Below are 19,120 nucleotides of genomic sequence, written 5' to 3'. Positions count from 1 at the left end.
CAGATCGATAACATCCCCTGAATGATTTGGCTCTAGGGCTTAGCCGTTACTTCTGGCCGTAATAGGCATTTGGGCCGTGCTTACGCATGAAGTGCTTATTCATCAGATAACCGTCAATAGCGCTGAGAGCCGGATTAATGCCACGCGCGATCCATGCCATTTTTGCCACCTCTTCCATCACCACCGCGTTGTGTACCGCATCGTGAGCATCTTTACCCCAGGCAAAGGGGCCATGCTGGTACACGACTACGCCAGGCGTATGTAAAGGTTCGACCTCCCCCAGCGTTTCAACAATCACCCTGCCGGTATTCAGCTCATACTCATCCTGAACTTCAGCTTCAGTTAAAGCCCGGGTACAGGGAATATCGCCAAAGAAGTAGTCCGCATGCGTCGTGCCGAGCGCTGGGATCGCCAGCCCTGCCTGCGCCCAGGCCGTGGCATGAGTAGAGTGCGTATGCACGACTCCGCCCAGCGACGGATAACGCTGGTAGAGCGCCAGGTGGGTGGCGGTATCGGAAGAAGGACGAAAGCCGCCTTCTATCACTTTTCCTGACATATCGACCACGACCATATCATCAACGGTCATGTGCTCGTAGGCGATACCACTGGGCTTGATCACTACCAGCGCACGTTCACGATCGATGGCGCTGACGTTGCCCCAGGTAAATGTCACCAGCCCGTAGCGCGGCAGATCCATGTTGGCCTCAAAAACCTGCTGTTTAAGTTTTTGCATTACACCGCCTCCACCAGTCCTGCGCTGGCCATACGCGCTTTCACCCAATCGCGCGCTTTCGCGACTTCACACGCCGGGTCGTCCGCCGTTTCACTCCACATTTCAATCAGATATGGTCCGCAATACCCACTCTGCTTGAGCGTCGCAAAACAACGTTCGAAATCAACGACCCCTTCACCAAACGGCACATTTTTGAATACGCCAGGTTTGGTATCCTTCACGTGTACCGCGACGATATGACCCACCCCAGCCTGCAGCTCCATCTGCACGTCGTTATCCCATGCCGACAAATTGCCAATATCGGGATACAGCTGGAACCACGGATTGTTGAGATAGTGGGCGTAACCCAGCGCCTTGCTGATCGAATTCATCAGCGGATAATCCATGATTTCCATCGCCAGCGTCACCTGCGCACGGCTCGCCATCTCCACGCTCTCTTTTAGCCCATCGCGAAACCGACGACGCGTTTCGTTATTAGCCTGCTGGTAATAGACGTCGTAACCCGCCAGTTGAATAACGCGAATACCGATATCCTGCGCAAACTGGATGGCTTTACGCATAATCTCGAGCCCCAGGGCACGAACAGCATCATCTTCGCTACCCAACGGGAAACGACGGTGGGCGCTCAGGCACATAGAGGGGACACGCACACCGGTTTCGGCGATAGCCGCCACCAGTGCCAGTCGCTGCTCGCGACTCCAGTCAAGCCGCGACAAGCGCGTGTCGGTTTCATCAACCGACATTTCGACAAAGTCAAAGCCCAGTTCCTTCGCCAGTTGCAAGCGTTCCAGCCAGCACTCCCCGCCGGGGAGCGCTTTTTCATAAATACCGAGCGGAACCTGTTTCGACAGCATAGCCGCTCCTTATCCCCACAACTGGGCGATGGAACGTTTGAACTGACGTGCGGCCTCAACCGGAGAAGCGGCGTCGCGAATGCTGCGACCAGCGATAAAGACGTGAATCGGGATCCCTTTGAACAGCGGCAAATCCTCCAGCGCCAGACCGCCGGTAACGGTAACTTTAAAGCCCATATCAGCCAGACGCTTGATCGCGCTGATATCTGCCTCTCCCCACGCCACGCCTGCCGCCTGCGCATCACGACTGCGGTGATAGACAACTTGCCCAATACCTGCGTCACGCCACTCCTGCGCCTGCTCCCAGGTCCAGTAGCCGGTCAGTTCAATCTGTACGTCACCGTTAAATTCTTTCGCCACCTCCAGCGCACCCTTAGTGGTGTTGATATCAGCACAGCAGATGACAGTAATCCAGTCAGCGTTAGCTTCGAAACACATGCGGGAGAGGATTTTACCCGCGTCGGCAATTTTGGCGTCCGCCAGCACTATTTTATGTGGATAGAGCGCCTTCAGATCGCGAACAGCACGCACACCTTCAGCAACACAAAGGATGGTGCCGACCTCAATAATATCCACCTCTTCGGCAATCAGCCGCGTCGTTTCATACGCAGAAGCCATTGATTGGTTATCCAGCGCAACCTGCAACATAGGTAATGACATTTTATTGTTCCTTTAAACAGCCGCCGCAGTGGCGTTATCAATTAAATCCAGCACTTCCTGCGCGGTGCGGCAGGCACGTAAACGGTCAAAATTGGCTTCGTCGTCAAACAGATTCACGATCTGCATGATGCCGACTTCCTGATGCGTGTTGGCATCAACTGCCGCCATCGTTATCAGGATATCGACCGGGTCGTTATCTTCGTGGTTAAACACCAGCGGTGTTTTCAGCGTTACCAGCGCAAAACCGGTTTTCTTGACCCCTTCCTCCGGACGTCCATGCGGCATAGCAAGGCCAGGCGCAATCACAAAGTACGGGCCAAACTGTTCTACTCCGTCGAGGATGGCCTGGTAGTAGCGTGGCTCGACCACATCAGCCTTAACCAGCAGATCCACGCCAAGCTTTACCGCTTCCTGCCAGGTGCTGGCGTCAGCCTGTAAAAGGATGGAATTATTGTTTGCCAGCGAATCACGTAATTTCATGGCGCGTCCTTACTTCACGTCCTGTGGGAAATGCGCTTTGATCACTTCCAGCAGTTTTGGTCCAAAATCGGCGGGAGACAGCATGTTGCGCACGCCGACAACATATTTATTGCCAGATACGGTAATCTCGCCGGCAATATGGGTAGAGGCGATGATGATATCTGCGCCGCTCAGTTCACTTTTGTATTCACCCACGGCACAGCTGTTTACCGTATGGTCGATATTTGACTGGGTTAAAAACTGATCCACCTTCATTTTCATGATCATGGAGCTGCCCTGCCCATTGCCACATACAGCCAGAATACGTACGGTCATAATCGGAACTCCTTATTAAGCAGAGTGTTCTGCCAGTTGTTTTTCTGCGTCTTCCTCAGCGCGCAACGTGCGTCCTGCGAAAAACATATAAGCCAGTGCAATCAGAATAATGACGGCCATAAACACGATGCCGATGGAGGCAAAGCCTTGCATCATTGGCGGTGCCAGAATTGACCAGTCCGCCATGCCCATCCAGGCGCTCATACCGGTGAGCTTCACAGCCCAAACGCAGCCGAAGATTTCGATCATCCCCATCACCAGGCAAATCTTGAGCGCCGCGCGCCAGCCGCCAAAGTGGTTAGCAAATACGCCGATAGTCGCGTTCGAGAAGAACATCGGGATAAAGCCTGGGATAATCAGGATGGAGGAGCCACAGCCCACCAGGATGCCCACCGCAATCAGTTGGCCGATAGTGCCCCACATAAAGCCCCAGACCACCGCGTTAGGAGCAAAGCTATAAATCGCCGCGCAGTCGATGGCCAGCACTGCGCCCGGAATCAAACGTTGAGAGATACCGTTGAACGCTTCTGAAAGTTCAGCAACGAACATACGTACGCCCTGGGTGATGATGAAAATAGCGACGGCGAACGAAAAACCAGTCTGCAGGATATAGACCGTCCAGTGGGTTTTACCTGCCATCGCCTGAACGACATCAATACCAAAAGAGAGCAGAATAGCGCCGAAGAAAATGGTCATCACAATCGCGGTTGAAACGATGTTGTCATGGAAGATATTCAGCCAGCCTGGCAGCTTGAGATCTTCCACGCTCTCCTCTTTCTTACCCAAGTAAGGCGCGACTTTGTAGGCAATCCACGAGGCGAACTGCTGCTGGTGACCGATGGAAAAACCACAGCCGTCGGTCACTTCCTGGGTCGGCTTGTACATCATGTTGGAGGTAATGCCCCAGTAGAGCGACACCAGCACCGCAGTGCAGATGATGGTCGTCCACATGGAATAGCCAAAGATGTAGAAAGAGACGGCGATCAGGCCCGCCTGCTGGAACATGATGTGCCCGGTCAGCATGATGGTGCGAATACCGGTAATCCGCCGTAGCAGTACGTAGCAAATGTTCAGCGCCAGCGCCAACAGTACCGCGTACCCTACCCAGCTATAGGCATCCCCCATACGTTCGATGGTTGCCATCATGGAGGCATAGGTATCGGAAATCGCACCGTTGATACCGTAAACCTCGGACATCTTCGCCACTACCGGTTTGAACGTGCTGGTGAGAATGCCAGACCCCGCCTGCAGCAGCATAAAACCGATAATCGTTTTGATCGTGCCTTTAATGATAACGCTGACACTTTTACGCAACAGGATATAGCCAAGACAGGTCACAATACCCAGCAACAGCGGGGCGTTGGTCATAACCTGATTAAAAAAGACGGTAAAGATGTTGTAGAGGATCTCCATAACGATCTCCAGTAGACGAAGTTGCCGGGCTTTCCACACGCCAGGATGTTGTGCACTCACTGTAATTTTCAAAAGTAATCACAACAAGATTAAATTTGATTAAATGTGATGAAGTACGCAAATAATTACCACATTTGAAGAGTGGGTAATTATCCAATGCTATGAACAACATTTAATATCAATTAAATCAATAAATTACAAAAAGAAATATAGCGTAACACCACCTAAAATCATTACATTGCCTTTTCTGTCGTCCGCACAAAGCTCAAAAATCCCCCATTGCTAATATGAAAAAATAATGTCAGAATCAATCAAAACAAATCACACATTGATTCAATTTGAACAAACATGAAGGTAAATGCGATGAGTAAAGTGAAAAGCATCACGCGTGAATCATGGATCCTGAGTACATTCCCGGAGTGGGGAAGCTGGCTGAATGAAGAGATCGAACAGGAACAGGTCGCACCTGGCACTTTCGCTATGTGGTGGCTGGGTTGTACCGGAATTTGGCTGAAGTCGGAGGGCGGGACTAACGTCTGCGTCGATTTCTGGTGCGGCACGGGTAAACAGAGTCACGGTAACCCGCTGATGAAAACCGGCCACCAAATGCAACGTATGGCTGGGGTGAAAAAACTGCAGCCGAACCTGCGCACCACGCCGTTTGTTCTTGATCCGTTTGCCATTCGACAGATCGATGCGGTACTGGCGACGCACGATCATAACGATCACATCGATGTGAATGTTGCGGCAGCCGTCATGCAGAACTGCGCCGACGACGTGCCGTTTATCGGACCACAAACCTGCGTGGATCTGTGGATCGGTTGGGGTGTGCCAAAAGAACGCTGTATCGTGGTAAAACCGGGTGATGTTGTTAAAATAAAAGATATTGAAATTCATGCGCTTGACGCGTTCGATCGTACTGCGTTAATCACCCTGCCCGCCGATCAGAAAGCCGCTGGCGTGCTGCCAGATGGCATGGATGTACGCGCAGTCAACTATCTGTTCAAGACTCCGGGCGGCACGCTGTACCACAGCGGTGACTCCCACTACTCCAACTACTACGCAAAACATGGCAACGAGCATCAGATCGACGTCGCGCTCGGCTCCTACGGTGAGAATCCGCGTGGGATTACGGACAAAATGACCAGCGCCGACATGCTGCGTATGGCGGAAGCGCTGAATACAAAAGTAGTGATCCCTTTCCATCATGATATCTGGTCAAATTTTCAGGCCGACCCTCAGGAGATCCGCGTCCTGTGGGAGATGAAAAAAGATCGGCTGAAGTATGGTTTTAAGCCATTCATCTGGCAGGTAGGCGGCAAGTTCACCTGGCCGCTGGACAAAGATAACTTTGAATATCACTATCCGCGCGGCTTTGATGACTGCTTCACCATTGAACCGGATTTACCGTTTAAATCCTTTCTGTGATCCTTTTCCATAACTGCCGTATCACTGCTCACACAAACGATACGGCAACCTCTATTGAAGTATACTCAATAAAATCCTCCCACAATCAAAACTGGAGCACTTTTTGAAAGCGTACTCTGCCTGAATCATATAGGCTCAGGGCGTAAAGATACTTTGTCGAGTATCCTCCGATTAATGTGTGATATTAAGGAGAATGAAAATGAAAACTACTTCTGGTATAAAACATAATTACGAATTACAAAAAAGTGAAGGTGATTCAGCAAGACATAAAACAACCTTTGGGAAAATGTTAAGTTCAGTGCACAATGGCCATCGACAAATGAAACTGGATAACATGACGACGGTTCAGCAATTGTCTGAGTTCGTAGGCAAACAAAAACTCACCTCCCAAAATATAATAAAGATTCAAGCCAGATACACAGGAAATGAATTAGCGACAAATTCTGTTAAAAACAGAAGGGAGATGGGTGCAAAACAAATAAATACTAATAACATCGATAATCTTTTGGATAAGATGAAGGCGGGGTATGTCATCAACAATGATGACATCATCACGTCTCCAATGCGAAATCCACCTGTTTTCCATATGGACGATCTAGTGACACTGGCTACAAAGGGAAGTATCGACGGTGGAAGGACTGCCGAAAGGAAACCTGCCCGCGAGTATAATATCAATAAATCAGCTGAAGGTGTTAAATTTATTGAAGCTAGAGGCGCAAGTTATGAATCCTTCCGTAGCGGCAGTGAGAGTCAGGCTGCAGCCTCATTAATAAATGATTTCTTGCATTCAGAACGTTCACCTCGCATAACTGATGTTAGTGCTTTAAATATGAACAGTGAAGAGTTCAGCCAATATATGAATAACAAGATGGAGAACCTACGGGAAGAGGATCGCGTGCTAGCAAAAGTGCTCTTCCATGAATTAGGAAAATTATCGAAAGACGGTAATGCCTTCATCCGGGATATTAGGTCAGTAATGTTCGGACAAAACGCTGTTGATTCTAAAGTTCGCGACCATATTACTAGCATTAGTAGTAACTTTCACTTATCAGACGCAGCGAGTATCGCAACGGAACATGAACTGAATGCGGCAACAGCAATAATTAAGACACTGGGTCAAAAACTCATAGATTATGCACAAACAGTAAAAGACCCTCGAACAACTAATGTTGTATGATATTCATTCTATGAATGATGGTAAACCGCCATTGACGTTACTCGTGGCGACTTTACCAACACTGCTTGCACATTCCCACCTCCCCACAAAGCAGCATTGTCGCCCCAACATCCATCCAGTTTGTAAGTAAAACCGAAAGGGTAATGTGTCCGGTTGATTTCGCTCGTTTTGGTAACCACTATGAGCGACAAACTAAAGGCTGCTTACGCAGCATTTTCTACATTTACTTTAGTATTTCCAGGCTATTTCAAATATCATCTTTTCAAATCAATTTGTATCGGAATAGCTCATGACTGAAGCACAAAGACATCAAATATTGCTGGATATGCTGGCGCAGTTGGGCTTTGTTACCGTTGAGAACGTGATTGAGCGTCTGGGAATTTCACCCGCAACGGCACGTAGGGACATCAACAAACTCGACGAAAGCGGCAAACTCAAGAAAGTCCGCAACGGCGCAGAAGCCATTACCCAGCAGCGTCCGCGCTGGACGCCAATGAATCTGCACCAGGCGCAGAACCACGATGAAAAAGTCCGTATTGCCAAAGCGGCATCCCAGTTAGTGAATGCAGGTGAAAGCGTGGTGATCAACTGCGGATCAACAGCGTTCCTGCTGGGTCGAGAAATGTGCGGCAAGCCGGTGCAGATCATCACCAACTACCTGCCGCTGGCGAATTTTCTGATCGACCAGGAGCATGACAGCGTGATCATCATGGGTGGGCAATACAACAAAAGCCAATCCATCACGCTTAGCCCGCAAGGCAGTGAAAATAGCCTGTATGCCGGACACTGGATGTTTACCAGCGGTAAAGGATTGACTGCGGACGGGCTGTATAAAACCGATATGCTGACCGCGATGGCCGAGCAGAAGATGCTTAACGTGGTGGGTAAACTGGTGGTGCTGGTCGATAGCAGTAAAGTCGGTGAACGCGCGGGGATGCTGTTCAGCCGCGCCGATCAAATCGATATGCTGATTACCGGTAAAAACGCGAACCCTGAGATTCTGCAACAGCTTGAGGCTCAGGGCGTTAGCATTATGCGCGTTTAAAGGTGCTGGCGGAAAAACGTTACCGTCGCAGCCAGCGCTTCTGGCGTGATGCGATGGCGTACGCCCGCTTCCCACAGGCAGGTCAGATGGTTATCCAGACCTGCCTGAATTAATGCCTGCTGCAAACGAAAAGTTTCCACAGCCGGAACCACATCGTCATCCTGACCATGCCACAGCAGCAACGGCCTGTCGGCCAGGCATTGCAGTTGATGCGTCACGTCCCATTCGGCGAGTGGTGCAATAACGGCATCGAACTCCGCCTGCTGTTCTGGCGTATGAACCACTACAGGGGGAAAAAGCGTCTGCGCCAGCCGGGTAAAATAACCCGACCCCATCAGGCTCGCTGCACATTTTACGTCAGGATGGCGTGCCATAATGCCCAGAGTCGTCATTGCCCCCATTGAGGCACCGCCGACGGCAAGACGTTCATCTGATAGCCAATTTTCTGCCACCAGCGCCGCACGTAACGTCGTAAACTCCTGCATGTTTTGCTGCAAAATCTGCCAGAAGCGGAACATTCGCTCCTGAGCATTACCGTCAAAGCGGGCACCATGGTCGGGCGCATCTGGCATGACGACGCGAAATCCGGCCTGAGCCAGAGCAACGGCAAAATAGCTGTAGACCACGCTTGAAGAAGTAAACCCGTGATAGAAGATAATACAAGGGAGTGAACATTCGCGTTTGCCAGCCGGAACGGCGTGCAGGACAGGGATACCCGCCAACTGTCGTGTTTCAATTTCGATCATTTGTCGCCTCTTTCTTTCTGGTATGCCATCCCGCAATACTTAACGCAAGCGAATGTGTTCGGCAATGATTCATAATGTTGAGAACTGGGTTACGCTTTCGCAACATTTTCATTCGAAAATCGCGTGAGAGATAACAATTCGGGAACATTCCCCTAAAGGGAATTTAATAAGGCACTACACTATGGCTATCAGGAAACGAGATAGAGTTATGCGTCGGTTTGCCTCTTTGTTGCTGGTGACGTTTTTAAGCGCCTGTAGCGTGCTACAGGGTACACCACAACCTGCACCGCCCGTAGCCGACCACCCGCAAGAGATCCGCCGTGACCAGAGCAACGGGTTGCAGCGAATAGGGACAGTCAATGCGCTGGTAAGAGGCTCTCCAGATGATGCGCTGGCAGAGATCCGTGCCAAAGCCGTCGCGGCTAAAGCTGATTATTACGTTGTCTTATTAGTTGATGAGACCATCGTGACAGGCCAATGGTATTCACAAGCTATTTTGTATCGTAAATAACATTGGCTTGAAATTTAGTCAGCTTTACATTGCTTTGCGCCCCTATGCGTTTACCTGTGCACAATAAACCAACAGCAGGGAGCTTGAGGTTTATTATCGCGATGGAATGCCCTGCCATGTGTAGGGGTACGAATAATGGAGCTGACGATGAAACAATCACTTGCCTTATCCTCACTGCTGCTTTCTGCCGGACTGGTAGGTACAACGGCGCAGTCTGCCGAGTTCGCCAGTGCTGACTGCGTAACAGGCCTGAACGAAATTGGCCTGATATCGGTCAGTAACATTACAGGAAACCCGCAGGACGTAGAACGCGTTGTGGCGTTAAAAGCGGATGAACAAGGTGCCTCATGGTACCGGATTATTCAGATGTATGAAGAACAGCAGCCCGATAACTGGCGCGTACAGGCCATACTTTATGCATAACAGATTGCCGGATGGCGTAAACGTATCCTGCCTGTATTGAACGTAGGCAGGATACGACGCGACGGCAACGCCATCTGGCATGGTATTACCGTATTCCTCCCGTCGCCCGCAGCAACAAATCACTCTGCACCGGTTCAGACAATCGTAGTCCACCCCGCGTATCGAGCATCATTTGACACCAGGCCTGCGCCACTGGCGGAGAGGCATAGCGTAACATCTGCGCCCCGCAGCCGAGCAGGAACAGTTGCTGCGTAATCTCCCGCCCCAACTCCTCGCTGGGTTTACGTAAACGCTGCTGTAGCTGACGTACCATCCGATCGTAATGCCGATCTTGCCCCTTTACCTCCGCAAAGGCTTCGCTGAGCATATCGTAGATGCCGGGTTGTTTTGTCAGTACCCGCAATACATCAAGGCACATAATGTTACCGGAACCCTCCCAGATACTGTTCACCGGCATTTCACGGTACAAACGAGGCAACTCACTTTCTTCGCAATATCCCACCCCACCCAGCACTTCCATCGCCTCTGCAACAAACGGCATACCGGCCTTACAAACGGAGAATTTCGCTGCTGGCGTGAACAACCTGGCCCACAGCGCTTCTTTGGCATCAGCACGACGGTCCCAGGCCCGCGCCAGTCGGAACAATAACGCCGTCTGACCTTCCAGCTGGAGCGCCATTCGACTTAATACCTGACGCATCATCGGCTGTTCAATCAATGCCTTGCCAAAAACCTGTCGCTGGTGCGCATGGTAAATCGCCACGGAAAAGGCACGTCGCATCATGCTGTGGCTACCAATTGCACAGTCGAAACGCGTCATACCCCCCATTTTCAGGATGTGGCGAATACCTTCCCCTTCCTCGCCCAGCAACCAGCCAATGGCATCCTGAAACTCGACCTCACAACTGGCATTAGAACGATTACCGAGCTTATCTTTCAGACGTTCAAGGCGGATGGCGTTGCGCCGACCATCAGGTAAAAATCGCGGTACAAAAAAGCAGGATAATCCCCCCTTTGTCTGCGCCAGCACCAAATGGGCATCGCTTTGCGGCACGGAGAAAAACCATTTATGTCCCACCAGGCGATATGAGCCATCTGCAAGACGCTCAGCCTGAGTGGTATTGCTCAACACATCTGAGCCACCTTGCTTCTCCGTCATCCCCATACCAATCAGCACACCACGCTTTTGTCCACCAGGCAGTAAATGTGAGTCATAGCGATCGCTGCGCAGAGGGGTAAACCAGTCATGAAATTGTGAAGGTAGCATCTGCAGTAACAGCGGCGTGGCGGCAAAGGTCATGGTTATCGGGCACAACGTGCCCGCCTCCACCTGCGCATGCAGCATAAAACGTGCCGCCCGGGCAACAAACGTGCCCTGCCTGGCCTCTTCTTCCCAGGCCAGGTTATGCACGCGGTTGGCGCACAATCCCTGCATCAGCAAATGCCAGGCGGGATGAAACCGCACATCATCCAGTCGCTGCCCCTGCGGATCGTAACGCAATAATTCGGGGGGAAAGGCATTAGCCAGGCGACCCAGCTCAAGCGATTCCGCGGCCCCTAATTGCTGGCCAATACTGGCGAGAAGATCGCTGTCCCAGCCCGCGCCTTCGCGAGTAACGGCTTCACACAGTGCGCCATCGGACAGGTATAAGTTGCTGTTATTGAGCGGTACAGGTTGGTTAAAAACGGTATGCGTTTGCCAGTGCATTGTGTCTCCCTCCGTCAATGGCCGTCGCTTTAAGTATGGTCAGAACCCCAGAATTCGCGACGGAAGGAGATCACAAAAGCACGGTTAGCCCGCAATATAATGAGGAATAAAACGAGAAGTATCTTTAGTGATCAAAGTATTATCCTCGCGGATCCCCATACCACAGGCTTCATCATCCACGATCCAACTGCCAATCAACGTGTAGCTGTCGCCAAAGCGTGGTAATGGCTGAAATGCCTGATAGATCATCGGTTCTTCCGCGTAATCACCCTCAGCATGTTCCACTATCTGCTGCTGACCATCAAAAATAGTGACGTTACCCCCCTCTCGAGAAAATATCGGTTTGCGTACATAGCTTTCACCAACCGCAATTTGTGGCATTTCACCGTCAAACCAGGCAGGCAGCAGGTTGGGATGGTTGGGAAATAAACGCCACAGCAAAGGCATTAGCCCTTTATTGCTGAGCACACTCTTCCACAACGGCTCAACCCACTGTTCGCGGCGATGGCGCAGCAAGGGGCCATTCTCATCTCGCATCATCCACTCCAGGGGATAGAGCTTAAAGGCGCGACGAATGACGTTATCGTCAAGGTCAGTGAGAACGCCGCCAACACCAAGCCCCAGATCCTCAACGTAAATAAATCGCGATTCTTGCCCGGCCTGCTGTGCGCAATCCTGTAAATACAGCACTGTGGTACGGTCTTCATCGGTATCTTCACAGCAGCAGAAATAGAAGGGATCCGGGCTATAAAGCTCAGCAAAACGGGAGATCAACCGCTCCTGAATAGCGTTGTACTGATCGGCATCGCGTGGAATCACCCCGTTGCGACGCGCATCTTCCAGCCATAACCACTGGAAATACGCTGACTCATAGAGCGACGTTGGCGTATCCGCGTTGTACTCCAGCAGCTTGACCGGCGAGTTATTTCCGCACCAGACAAAATCCATACGGCCGTACAGAGAGGGATCGCGATTGCGCCAGCTTTCGGCAATAACGTCCCAGTACAGCGGCGGGATCGCCAGTTGCTGCATAATCTGTTCGTCGTTAACTGCTCGTTCGACGACATCCAGACACATCTGGTGCAGTTCCGCAGTAGGTTTTTCGATCTGCTCTTCCACTTGTCTGAGCGTAAAGCGGTAAGCCCGACTCTCATCCCAGTAGATTTCGTTATCGATAATATGAAAATCGAAACCGTGATCGTAAGCGATCCTGTCCAAATCTTGCCGAACAGGAACATCATGTTGCAGCATCGTTAACCTCCCCAGTGCCCACGCGCGCTGGACGAACGTCCGTAGCCACCGCGTGAAACCGTCGAAACTTTCTTTGTCGTATAGCTATGGCTGGTCGCGGTATCATTTTTTCCACTACCGGAACGCCAGCTGTAATCCCCAGAAGTCGTGCGCCAGACCGGGCGCGAAGCATAAGAAGAACCGCCGCTGCTGTAGACATACTGTTCGTCGCGATTTTTACGAATGACGCGACTGAGTAAAAAACCGGTGAATACCGGCACCCAGCTTTGATCGGTGCTGTCGAGATAGCAGTCGCCAAACTGGGTCTGACAGCTTTGCTTACTCATCTGCTTTGGCAGGTTGGAGTAGAACTCTGTTTTCGCATTGTTCCAGCCATCAGCACAAACGGTGGCGCTATTGCCATCATCAATACATTCACTCACCGCGGAGTAAAAGGTACCGTCGCCATCGTTATCGGTATTGCCGTCGTCTGCACATCCTTTAAGAACAAAAAATGCCGCTCCGCCCATAATGGCCAACGTCAGGTACTTTCCGCTGTAACGACTGCGTTTTTTGGCAAAAGGATCTATCGGGCGCCCGATTCGCGTGATGGCAGAATGCCCTGGCGCCCTGTTTTTGTTTCCTGATTTACGTTTTCTTGCCATGATCGTCCATTACCATGTCATGCAGGCGGCGTTAAAAATGCCACCCGCCAGCGCAGCGGTCCCCATAAATAATCCCGCTGCAGTATTATGATTAATAATTTTTTCACTCAGTGTCGGCATATATAAACGCACGCCACCGTAAACGATAAGTTGTATCACCAGCGCGATACCGCCCCAGGAAAAATAATCCGGAATGCTGACGGCGTTAATTGCCGCGCTGGATAACGGAATAACGTAGCCAAGCAACGTACCGCTAAAGGCCAGTGACGCTGCTGTATTATTATTGTTAATCAGTTGCCATTCGTTATGCGGCGTGATTTTTGAGTAGATAAAAAGAAAAACGATCACCATGGCTGCGCCAATAAAAAAATAGGCGCAAAAAGCCAGTAATGAATCCAGTATGTGCATTGTGTAACCTTCCCTGAAATTAACCAATTACATTAAGTGATGTTAATGGAATATCCACACCCAGCGCCCGCGAGAATACCCACTCAGGCTCTCCCAGCTCATTAAACGACTCTTCACCGTTCAACAGCAGGTATTCCCATGTATCCTCTGTAACCTGGCGCTGATAACCCATGGTAAAATTATGTACATCCCATGTGGCATGTTGATGATTTTCCACTTTTTCCAGCATATAAACCGGCTCAATGTTCCCCGGCTCTTCCTCGTTAAAAAAGCGCAGCCAGCGCTCTTCCTGCCAAGAGAGCGTTGGCGTACCTATCGCGGATGGGCTAATGGCAGACTGCCAGTTTTTTTTCTGCGAAATCCCGTAGCTTTCTGCATAAACAAAAAATTTGATATCGTCGATATCATCAATGTCTGAGCCGCCCGTGGTATTGATTTGCAGAAACTCTTCTCCAGACGTGTAGTAGCGAAAAATCTGGCTTCCGCCGCCTAAATCGATGTGGCTAATCGCGGCGACGGTGTACTCTTCGCCGGGCAATTCGATCAATAAAGCCTCTTCTAACAGGCGAAACGCCAATGTATTGAGCGTAAACCCGGCATTCAGATGTAACCCCAACGGCCCGCGAACTGGCGCAGCAACATCCGCTTTACCAAATAAGCGCTGGAAAAAACTCATCATTATTTTCCTTTAATGACCTGCCAGCCTTCTTTCGAGGCTGGCGCATTTCACCGACGTTTACTCGCCTTGCTGGCGCTGCAGTCGTGCCAAAACATCCTGAGCCGAACTTTTATTGGCTGACCCAATGCCGGCTTCGGCCAGCTTCTCGTCCAGGTCACGCCCATCCGCAACCTTTTCCAGCTGCGCAGCGGCATCCAGACGGGCCTGACGCTCTGCCTGGCGCGTTTGTAAACGCTTGAGCGACTCTGCGGCTGTAGACACGCTGGAAGACGCGCCCACGGTCGACGTGGTCACGGCCTGCTGGGCGCGCTGCATCGCTTCTGTAGCCTTTACCACCTCCAGCTGCTGCTCGAACTGTGCAATCCGTTGCGCGGTAGCACTAACCGCTTTTTCAACGCCATCACGAGAGGCTTCAAGGTTAGTAAGCACTTGCTCTTCAGCGGTAATGACATTCTCCAGACGGGCAATTTCTTCTGCAACCTCGTTAATCAGAGACGGGTTAGCGTTTTTACTCAGAGCTTCCAGCGCTCGCGTTTCCAGACTACTTTTGCGTGCCTGCAGATCGCTCAACTTGTCATGACTCAGCTTCACGCGCGCCAGCAGGTCAACCCGCGATTTTCCGGCTTTATCCAATTCACCCTTCGCATCACGAATATGTTGTTCCAGCATCCGCACACCCTGCGCTTCTTCAATTGACTCTTCCGCCTGAGAAAGTACGGACTTGCCGAGGGTAAACAGGCTTTTTAAAATTCCCATAAATAGCGTTCCTTGTTATTCGTGAGTGTATTCTTCAGTGATTTCAGCCAAATCCAGCGCGTTATCCGCAAGCGTCGTCATCTCCAGGACCACATCATCCAACGATGAGTTCAGGGAAAGCGCCCCAAATGCGACGTAATATTCATCATGCTGAACGCGTGAAATCCCCACGGAAGACAGAGGAAGGAGTTTCTGATTACGCAATAAGAAAACATTAAATTCATCTTGCTGATGAATACTATTGACAGGACAAATAATGGTTTCAATAATAATCTGGCGGGATGTAAATAAAACACTGAGCGGCAAATCGCCATAATCATTCATTTTAATAATTAATGATCGCTCATTATTTTCAATATCTATATTTAATTCATGAAGAGTTTGTAGTGCTTCAGCAAGCACCTGCGGATTCCATGCCATATATTTCCCATATATTAGTCAATTAGAAATAAATATCATTTTTCAGCCTTTATCATACTTGTTTAAGATAAAAAAAAGCCATCCGAATCAGGATGGCTTTTTCCGAAAATTAAGCTTAGCTGCGCTGACGGACTGCTTCAAACAGGCAAATTCCCGTCGCGACAGAGACGTTAAGCGATGAAACGCTCCCGGCCATTGGGATGCTGATCAGTTCATCACAGTGTTCACGGGTCAGGCGGCGCATACCTTCGCCCTCTGCGCCCATTACCAGCGCCAGACGTCCGGTCATTTTGCTCTGATACAACGTATGGTCAGCTTCGCCTGCGGTACCAACGATCCAGATGTTCTCTTCCTGCAACATACGCATGGTGCGCGCCAGGTTGGTCACGCGGATCAGCGGTACGCTTTCTGCCGCGCCACAGGCGACTTTTTTCGCCGTCGCATTCAATTGTGCAGAACGATCTTTCGGCACGATAACCGCATGCACACCGGCAGCGTCTGCACTACGCAGGCATGCGCCCAGGTTATGCGGATCGGTAACGCCATCGAGGATCAAAAAGAACGGCTGATCGAGCGTAGCAATCAGATCCGGAAGATCGTTTTCCTGATACTGACGACCCGGCTTCACTCGCGCAATAATCCCCTGATGAACCGCACCCTCACTTTTCTCATCCAAGAACTGGCGGTTAGCTAACTGGATGACAACACCCTGTGCTTCCAGTGCATGGATCAGCGGCAGCAGACGTTTATCTTCACGACCTTTGAGAATAAAGACGTCCTGAAAGCGCTCAGGCGCACGCTCCAACAGAGCCTGCACCGCATGGATGCCGTAAATCATTTCACTCATGAATGTACTCGTTAATAGTTTAGGTGTAACGCCGGGCGGCACGCTGACCACCCGGCTTACGGTTTATGGCTTATTCCGTGACTTTCTTTTTCGCCGCGCGTTTAGCTTTGGTGGCGGCAGCGATTTTAAGCGTTTTTGCCGATGGCTTTTTCGCTTTTTTATCGCCTTTCTTCTCAGCCGCTTTCTTATCTGTCTGAGGTTTGGCTCTGCCTTTCTTCTCGCCGCGGAAAGCGCTGTCCGGCTCGAAATTCACCTTTTTGCCCATCTGACGGCGTTTACCGGTGTTTTTACCCGCATCGCCCTTTTTCGCTTTTTCGCGCGCGGTTTTACCTTCATTGCGCGGCGCACGTTCGCTGGAAATCAGACTAAAGTCGATTTTGCGCTCGTCCATATTGACCGCTTCCACGCGAACTTCCACCCGATCGCCCAAGCGATACATTTGACCGCTGGATTCACCCGTCAGGCGCTGACCTACCTGGTCAAAACGATAGTAGTCGTTATCCAGCGAGGAGACATGCACCAGACCGTCGATAAACAGCTCATCAAGACGAACAAAGAAGCCAAAACCCGTCACGCTGGCAATCACGCCCTTAAAGACATTACCGACCTGATCCAGCATAAAGTCACACTTCAGCCAGTCAGAAACATCGCGCGTGGCTTCGTCTGCACGGCGCTCGGCCATTGAACAGTGCTGGCCCAGTTGCAGCATCTCTTCCATCGAATAATGGTAGCCACCCGTTTCCGTGGTGTTACCTTTATGACCCTGCTCCTGCGCCAGCAGATATTTGATTGCACGGTGCAACGAGAGGTCCGGGTAACGACGAATCGGCGAGGTAAAGTGCGCATAAGATTGCAGCGCCAGACCAAAGTGACCACGGTTTTCCGGATCGTAAATCGCCTGCTTCATCGAACGCAGCAGCATGGTTTGCAGCATTTCTGCGTCAGGTCGGTCAGCAATCGACTCCAGCAGTTCCGCGTAATCACGTGGCTCCGGTTTGTTGCCACCCGGCAGCTCCAGCCCCAGCTCAGCCAGTACCGAGCGGAAAGAGTTAATCGCTTCGGTCGTTGGCTTATCGTGAATACGGAACAGCGCAGGTTCCTTGGCTTTCTCAACGAATCGCGCCGCTGAGATGTTCGCCATGATCATGCATTCTTCAATCAGTTTGTGCGCGTCGTTACGCTGCGTCTGCTCAATACGCTCAATACGGCGTTCAGCATTGAAGATAAACTTCGCCTCTTCACTTTCAAACGAGATACCGCCACGCTCTTCACGCGCTTTATCCAGCACTTTGTAGAGGTTATGCAGCTCTTCAATATGTTTCACCAACGGCGCGTACTGCTCACGCAGTTCCTGGTCGCCCTGCAGCATGTGCCAGACCTTGGTGTAAGTCAGACGAGCATGGGAACTCATGACCGCTTCGTAGAATTTAAAGCCGGTTAAACGGCCTTTCGACGAAATGGTCATTTCGCAGACCATACACAACCTGTCCACCTGCGGGTTGAGCGAACACAATCCGTTAGACAGCACTTCCGGCAGCATCGGAACAACCTGCGACGGGAAGTAGACGGATGTGCCACGGCTGCGGGCTTCCTGGTCCAGCGGGGTCGGTGGGCGAACGTAATAGCTTACGTCAGCAATCGCCACCCATAAACGCCAGCCGCCGCCACGTTTCTTCTCGCAATAGACGGCATCATCGAAATCACGCGCATCTTCACCATCGATAGTAACCAGCGGCAAATCGCGCAAATCAACACGCCCGACTTTCGCTTCTTCCGGTACTTCTTCTTTCAGGCCGGCGACCTGTTTCTCTACTGCCTGCGGCCAGATATAGGGAATTTCATGAGTACGCAGAGCCATATCAACGGCCATGCTGGTACCCATATTATCGCCCAACACTTCAACAATTTTACCCACAGCTTTGGTACGGCGGGTCGGGCGCTGGGTCAGTTCAACCACCACCACAAAGCCCATACGAGCCCCCATCACCTCTTCCGGCGGGATCAGGATATCGAAGCTCAGACGGCTATCGTCAGGGACAACAAACCCAACGCCAGCGTCGGTGAAGTAGCGACCGACAATCTGGCTGGTTTTTGGCACCAGTACGCGTACAATACGCGCCTCGCGACGACCTTTACGGTCCGCGCCCAGCGGTTGTGCCAGCACCTGATCGCCATGAATGCAGGTTTTCATTTGCTCGCTGGACAGATACAGGTCATCTTTGCGACCTTCAACGCGCAGAAAGCCGTAGCCATCACGGTGGCCAATAACGGTACCTTTCAGCAGGTCAAGACGTTCCGGCAGCGCATAGCACTGACGGCGGGTGAAGACCAGTTGTCCGTCACGCTCCATGGCGCGCAGGCGGCGACGCAGCGCTTCTTGCTGCTCTTCACCTTCAATGTTGAGTTCAGCGGCCAGCTCATCGCGGTTGGCCGGTTTTTCACGTTTAGTTAAATGTTCGAGGATAAATTCCCGGCTCGGGATAGGATTCGCGTATTTTTCTGCTTCGCGTTCCTGGAAAGGATCTTGTGACATCGAGGTTCCTCCATTGTCAGCTCTGATGGAATTCCTTCGTCTTTCACGACGCCTCTTTGTTGGCTGCCTTTGCTCCCCTTAGTCACTTA

Annotated in this window: 21 protein-coding genes; 5 read left to right on the top strand and 16 right to left on the bottom strand. The window is 51.1% G+C overall.

Going from position 1 to position 19,120, the window contains the following annotated elements:
• Positions 1-46: 46 nt before the first annotated feature.
• From OGX91_RS23880 to ulaA, 6 genes are read right to left on the bottom strand one after another with little or no spacing between them, the layout of a single operon-like run.
• Complete coding sequence (locus OGX91_RS23880) at positions 47-733, bottom strand: L-ribulose-5-phosphate 4-epimerase (RefSeq protein ID WP_005134438.1); 687 nt, start codon at positions 731-733, stop codon at positions 47-49.
• On the bottom strand, positions 733-1,587 hold the full coding sequence (locus OGX91_RS23875) for an L-ribulose-5-phosphate 3-epimerase (protein ID WP_005134437.1): 855 nt from the start codon (positions 1,585-1,587) through the stop codon (positions 733-735). The genes OGX91_RS23880 and OGX91_RS23875 overlap by 1 nt, the downstream gene beginning before the upstream one ends.
• 9 nt (positions 1,588-1,596) lie before the next feature.
• Entirely contained in the window at positions 1,597-2,247 is a 651-nt protein-coding gene (gene ulaD / locus OGX91_RS23870) for a 3-keto-L-gulonate-6-phosphate decarboxylase UlaD (RefSeq protein WP_005134436.1), read from the bottom strand.
• Between the two features lie 12 nt (positions 2,248-2,259).
• Positions 2,260-2,727: a PTS ascorbate transporter subunit IIA gene (ulaC, locus tag OGX91_RS23865; RefSeq protein WP_005134435.1), complete on the bottom strand. Its 468-nt coding sequence runs from the start codon at positions 2,725-2,727 to the stop codon at positions 2,260-2,262.
• A 9-nt stretch (positions 2,728-2,736) separates the two neighbouring features.
• Positions 2,737-3,042, bottom strand: coding sequence for a PTS ascorbate transporter subunit IIB (ulaB, locus tag OGX91_RS23860; protein WP_003025655.1), 306 nt, complete (start codon positions 3,040-3,042; stop codon positions 2,737-2,739).
• A 15-nt stretch (positions 3,043-3,057) separates the two neighbouring features.
• Positions 3,058-4,455: a PTS ascorbate transporter subunit IIC gene (ulaA, locus tag OGX91_RS23855; RefSeq protein WP_040232971.1), complete on the bottom strand. Its 1,398-nt coding sequence runs from the start codon at positions 4,453-4,455 to the stop codon at positions 3,058-3,060.
• Positions 4,456-4,818: 363 nt separating this feature from the next.
• Here ulaA and ulaG point away from each other — a divergent pair, with 363 nt between their 5' ends.
• The 3 genes from ulaG (at position 4,819) to ulaR (ending at position 8,105) form a co-directional block, all read left to right on the top strand.
• A complete protein-coding gene (gene ulaG / locus OGX91_RS23850) occupies positions 4,819-5,883 on the top strand; it encodes an L-ascorbate 6-phosphate lactonase (protein ID WP_149691083.1) in 1,065 nt (354 codons plus the stop codon).
• 199 nt (positions 5,884-6,082) lie between these two features.
• Positions 6,083-7,060: a hypothetical protein gene (locus OGX91_RS23845; protein WP_286627453.1), complete on the top strand. Its 978-nt coding sequence runs from the start codon at positions 6,083-6,085 to the stop codon at positions 7,058-7,060.
• A gap of 289 nt (positions 7,061-7,349) precedes the next feature.
• Positions 7,350-8,105 carry an HTH-type transcriptional regulator UlaR gene (ulaR, locus tag OGX91_RS23840; RefSeq protein ID WP_005134431.1) on the top strand — a complete coding sequence of 252 codons (756 nt, stop codon included), beginning with the start codon at positions 7,350-7,352 and terminating at the stop codon, positions 8,103-8,105.
• Here the strand turns inward: ulaR and yjfP are convergent.
• Complete coding sequence (gene yjfP, locus OGX91_RS23835; RefSeq protein WP_005134430.1) at positions 8,102-8,851, bottom strand: esterase; 750 nt, start codon at positions 8,849-8,851, stop codon at positions 8,102-8,104. The two genes, ulaR and yjfP, sit on opposite strands and share 4 nt — an antisense overlap.
• 181 nt (positions 8,852-9,032) lie before the next feature.
• On the opposite strand from yjfP, the gene bsmA reads away from it, so the two are divergent.
• Together bsmA and yjfN are read left to right on the top strand one after the other, a co-directional pair.
• Positions 9,033-9,362 (top strand): biofilm peroxide resistance protein BsmA, encoded by a 330-nt coding sequence (gene bsmA, locus OGX91_RS23830; protein ID WP_040232967.1) that lies wholly within the window; start codon positions 9,033-9,035, stop codon positions 9,360-9,362.
• A gap of 147 nt (positions 9,363-9,509) precedes the next feature.
• Positions 9,510-9,785 carry a DUF1471 family protease activator YjfN gene (yjfN, locus tag OGX91_RS23825; RefSeq protein WP_182291323.1) on the top strand — a complete coding sequence of 92 codons (276 nt, stop codon included), beginning with the start codon at positions 9,510-9,512 and terminating at the stop codon, positions 9,783-9,785.
• 85 nt (positions 9,786-9,870) lie between these two features.
• On the opposite strand, the gene OGX91_RS23820 is transcribed toward yjfN, so the two are convergent.
• From OGX91_RS23820 to rnr, 9 genes are all read right to left on the bottom strand, one after another.
• Positions 9,871-11,493, bottom strand: coding sequence for an isovaleryl-CoA dehydrogenase (locus tag OGX91_RS23820; RefSeq protein ID WP_149691082.1), 1,623 nt, complete (start codon positions 11,491-11,493; stop codon positions 9,871-9,873).
• An 84-nt stretch (positions 11,494-11,577) separates the two neighbouring features.
• Positions 11,578-12,744, bottom strand: coding sequence for a glutathionylspermidine synthase family protein (locus OGX91_RS23815; protein ID WP_286627451.1), 1,167 nt, complete (start codon positions 12,742-12,744; stop codon positions 11,578-11,580).
• A gap of 2 nt (positions 12,745-12,746) precedes the next feature.
• Positions 12,747-13,388 (bottom strand): DUF1190 domain-containing protein, encoded by a 642-nt coding sequence (locus OGX91_RS23810; RefSeq protein ID WP_048212885.1) that lies wholly within the window; start codon positions 13,386-13,388, stop codon positions 12,747-12,749.
• A gap of 9 nt (positions 13,389-13,397) precedes the next feature.
• Positions 13,398-13,796 (bottom strand): DUF350 domain-containing protein, encoded by a 399-nt coding sequence (locus tag OGX91_RS23805; protein WP_199947774.1) that lies wholly within the window; start codon positions 13,794-13,796, stop codon positions 13,398-13,400.
• A 19-nt stretch (positions 13,797-13,815) separates the two neighbouring features.
• The gene (locus tag OGX91_RS23800) at positions 13,816-14,475 is read right to left on the bottom strand and encodes a YjfK family protein (RefSeq protein ID WP_048212887.1); all 660 of its coding nucleotides are present in this window, start codon (positions 14,473-14,475) and stop codon (positions 13,816-13,818) included.
• Positions 14,476-14,532: 57 nt separating this feature from the next.
• Entirely contained in the window at positions 14,533-15,231 is a 699-nt protein-coding gene (locus OGX91_RS23795; protein WP_061548957.1) for a PspA/IM30 family protein, read from the bottom strand.
• A gap of 15 nt (positions 15,232-15,246) precedes the next feature.
• Positions 15,247-15,651, bottom strand: coding sequence for a YjfI family protein (locus OGX91_RS23790; RefSeq protein WP_199947772.1), 405 nt, complete (start codon positions 15,649-15,651; stop codon positions 15,247-15,249).
• A gap of 115 nt (positions 15,652-15,766) precedes the next feature.
• The gene (rlmB, locus tag OGX91_RS23785; protein ID WP_003025615.1) at positions 15,767-16,498 is read right to left on the bottom strand and encodes a 23S rRNA (guanosine(2251)-2'-O)-methyltransferase RlmB; all 732 of its coding nucleotides are present in this window, start codon (positions 16,496-16,498) and stop codon (positions 15,767-15,769) included.
• Between the two features lie 70 nt (positions 16,499-16,568).
• Positions 16,569-19,031 carry a ribonuclease R gene (gene rnr / locus OGX91_RS23780; protein WP_040232960.1) on the bottom strand — a complete coding sequence of 821 codons (2,463 nt, stop codon included), beginning with the start codon at positions 19,029-19,031 and terminating at the stop codon, positions 16,569-16,571.
• Positions 19,032-19,120: the final 89 nt, after the last annotated feature.

This window comes from Citrobacter sp. Cpa228 (assembly GCF_030333085.1).
Lineage (GTDB): Bacteria > Pseudomonadota > Gammaproteobacteria > Enterobacterales > Enterobacteriaceae > Citrobacter > Citrobacter pasteurii.
The sequence above is the reverse complement of the archived record's forward strand: the minus strand, read 5'-3'. Positions and strand labels throughout refer to the sequence as shown.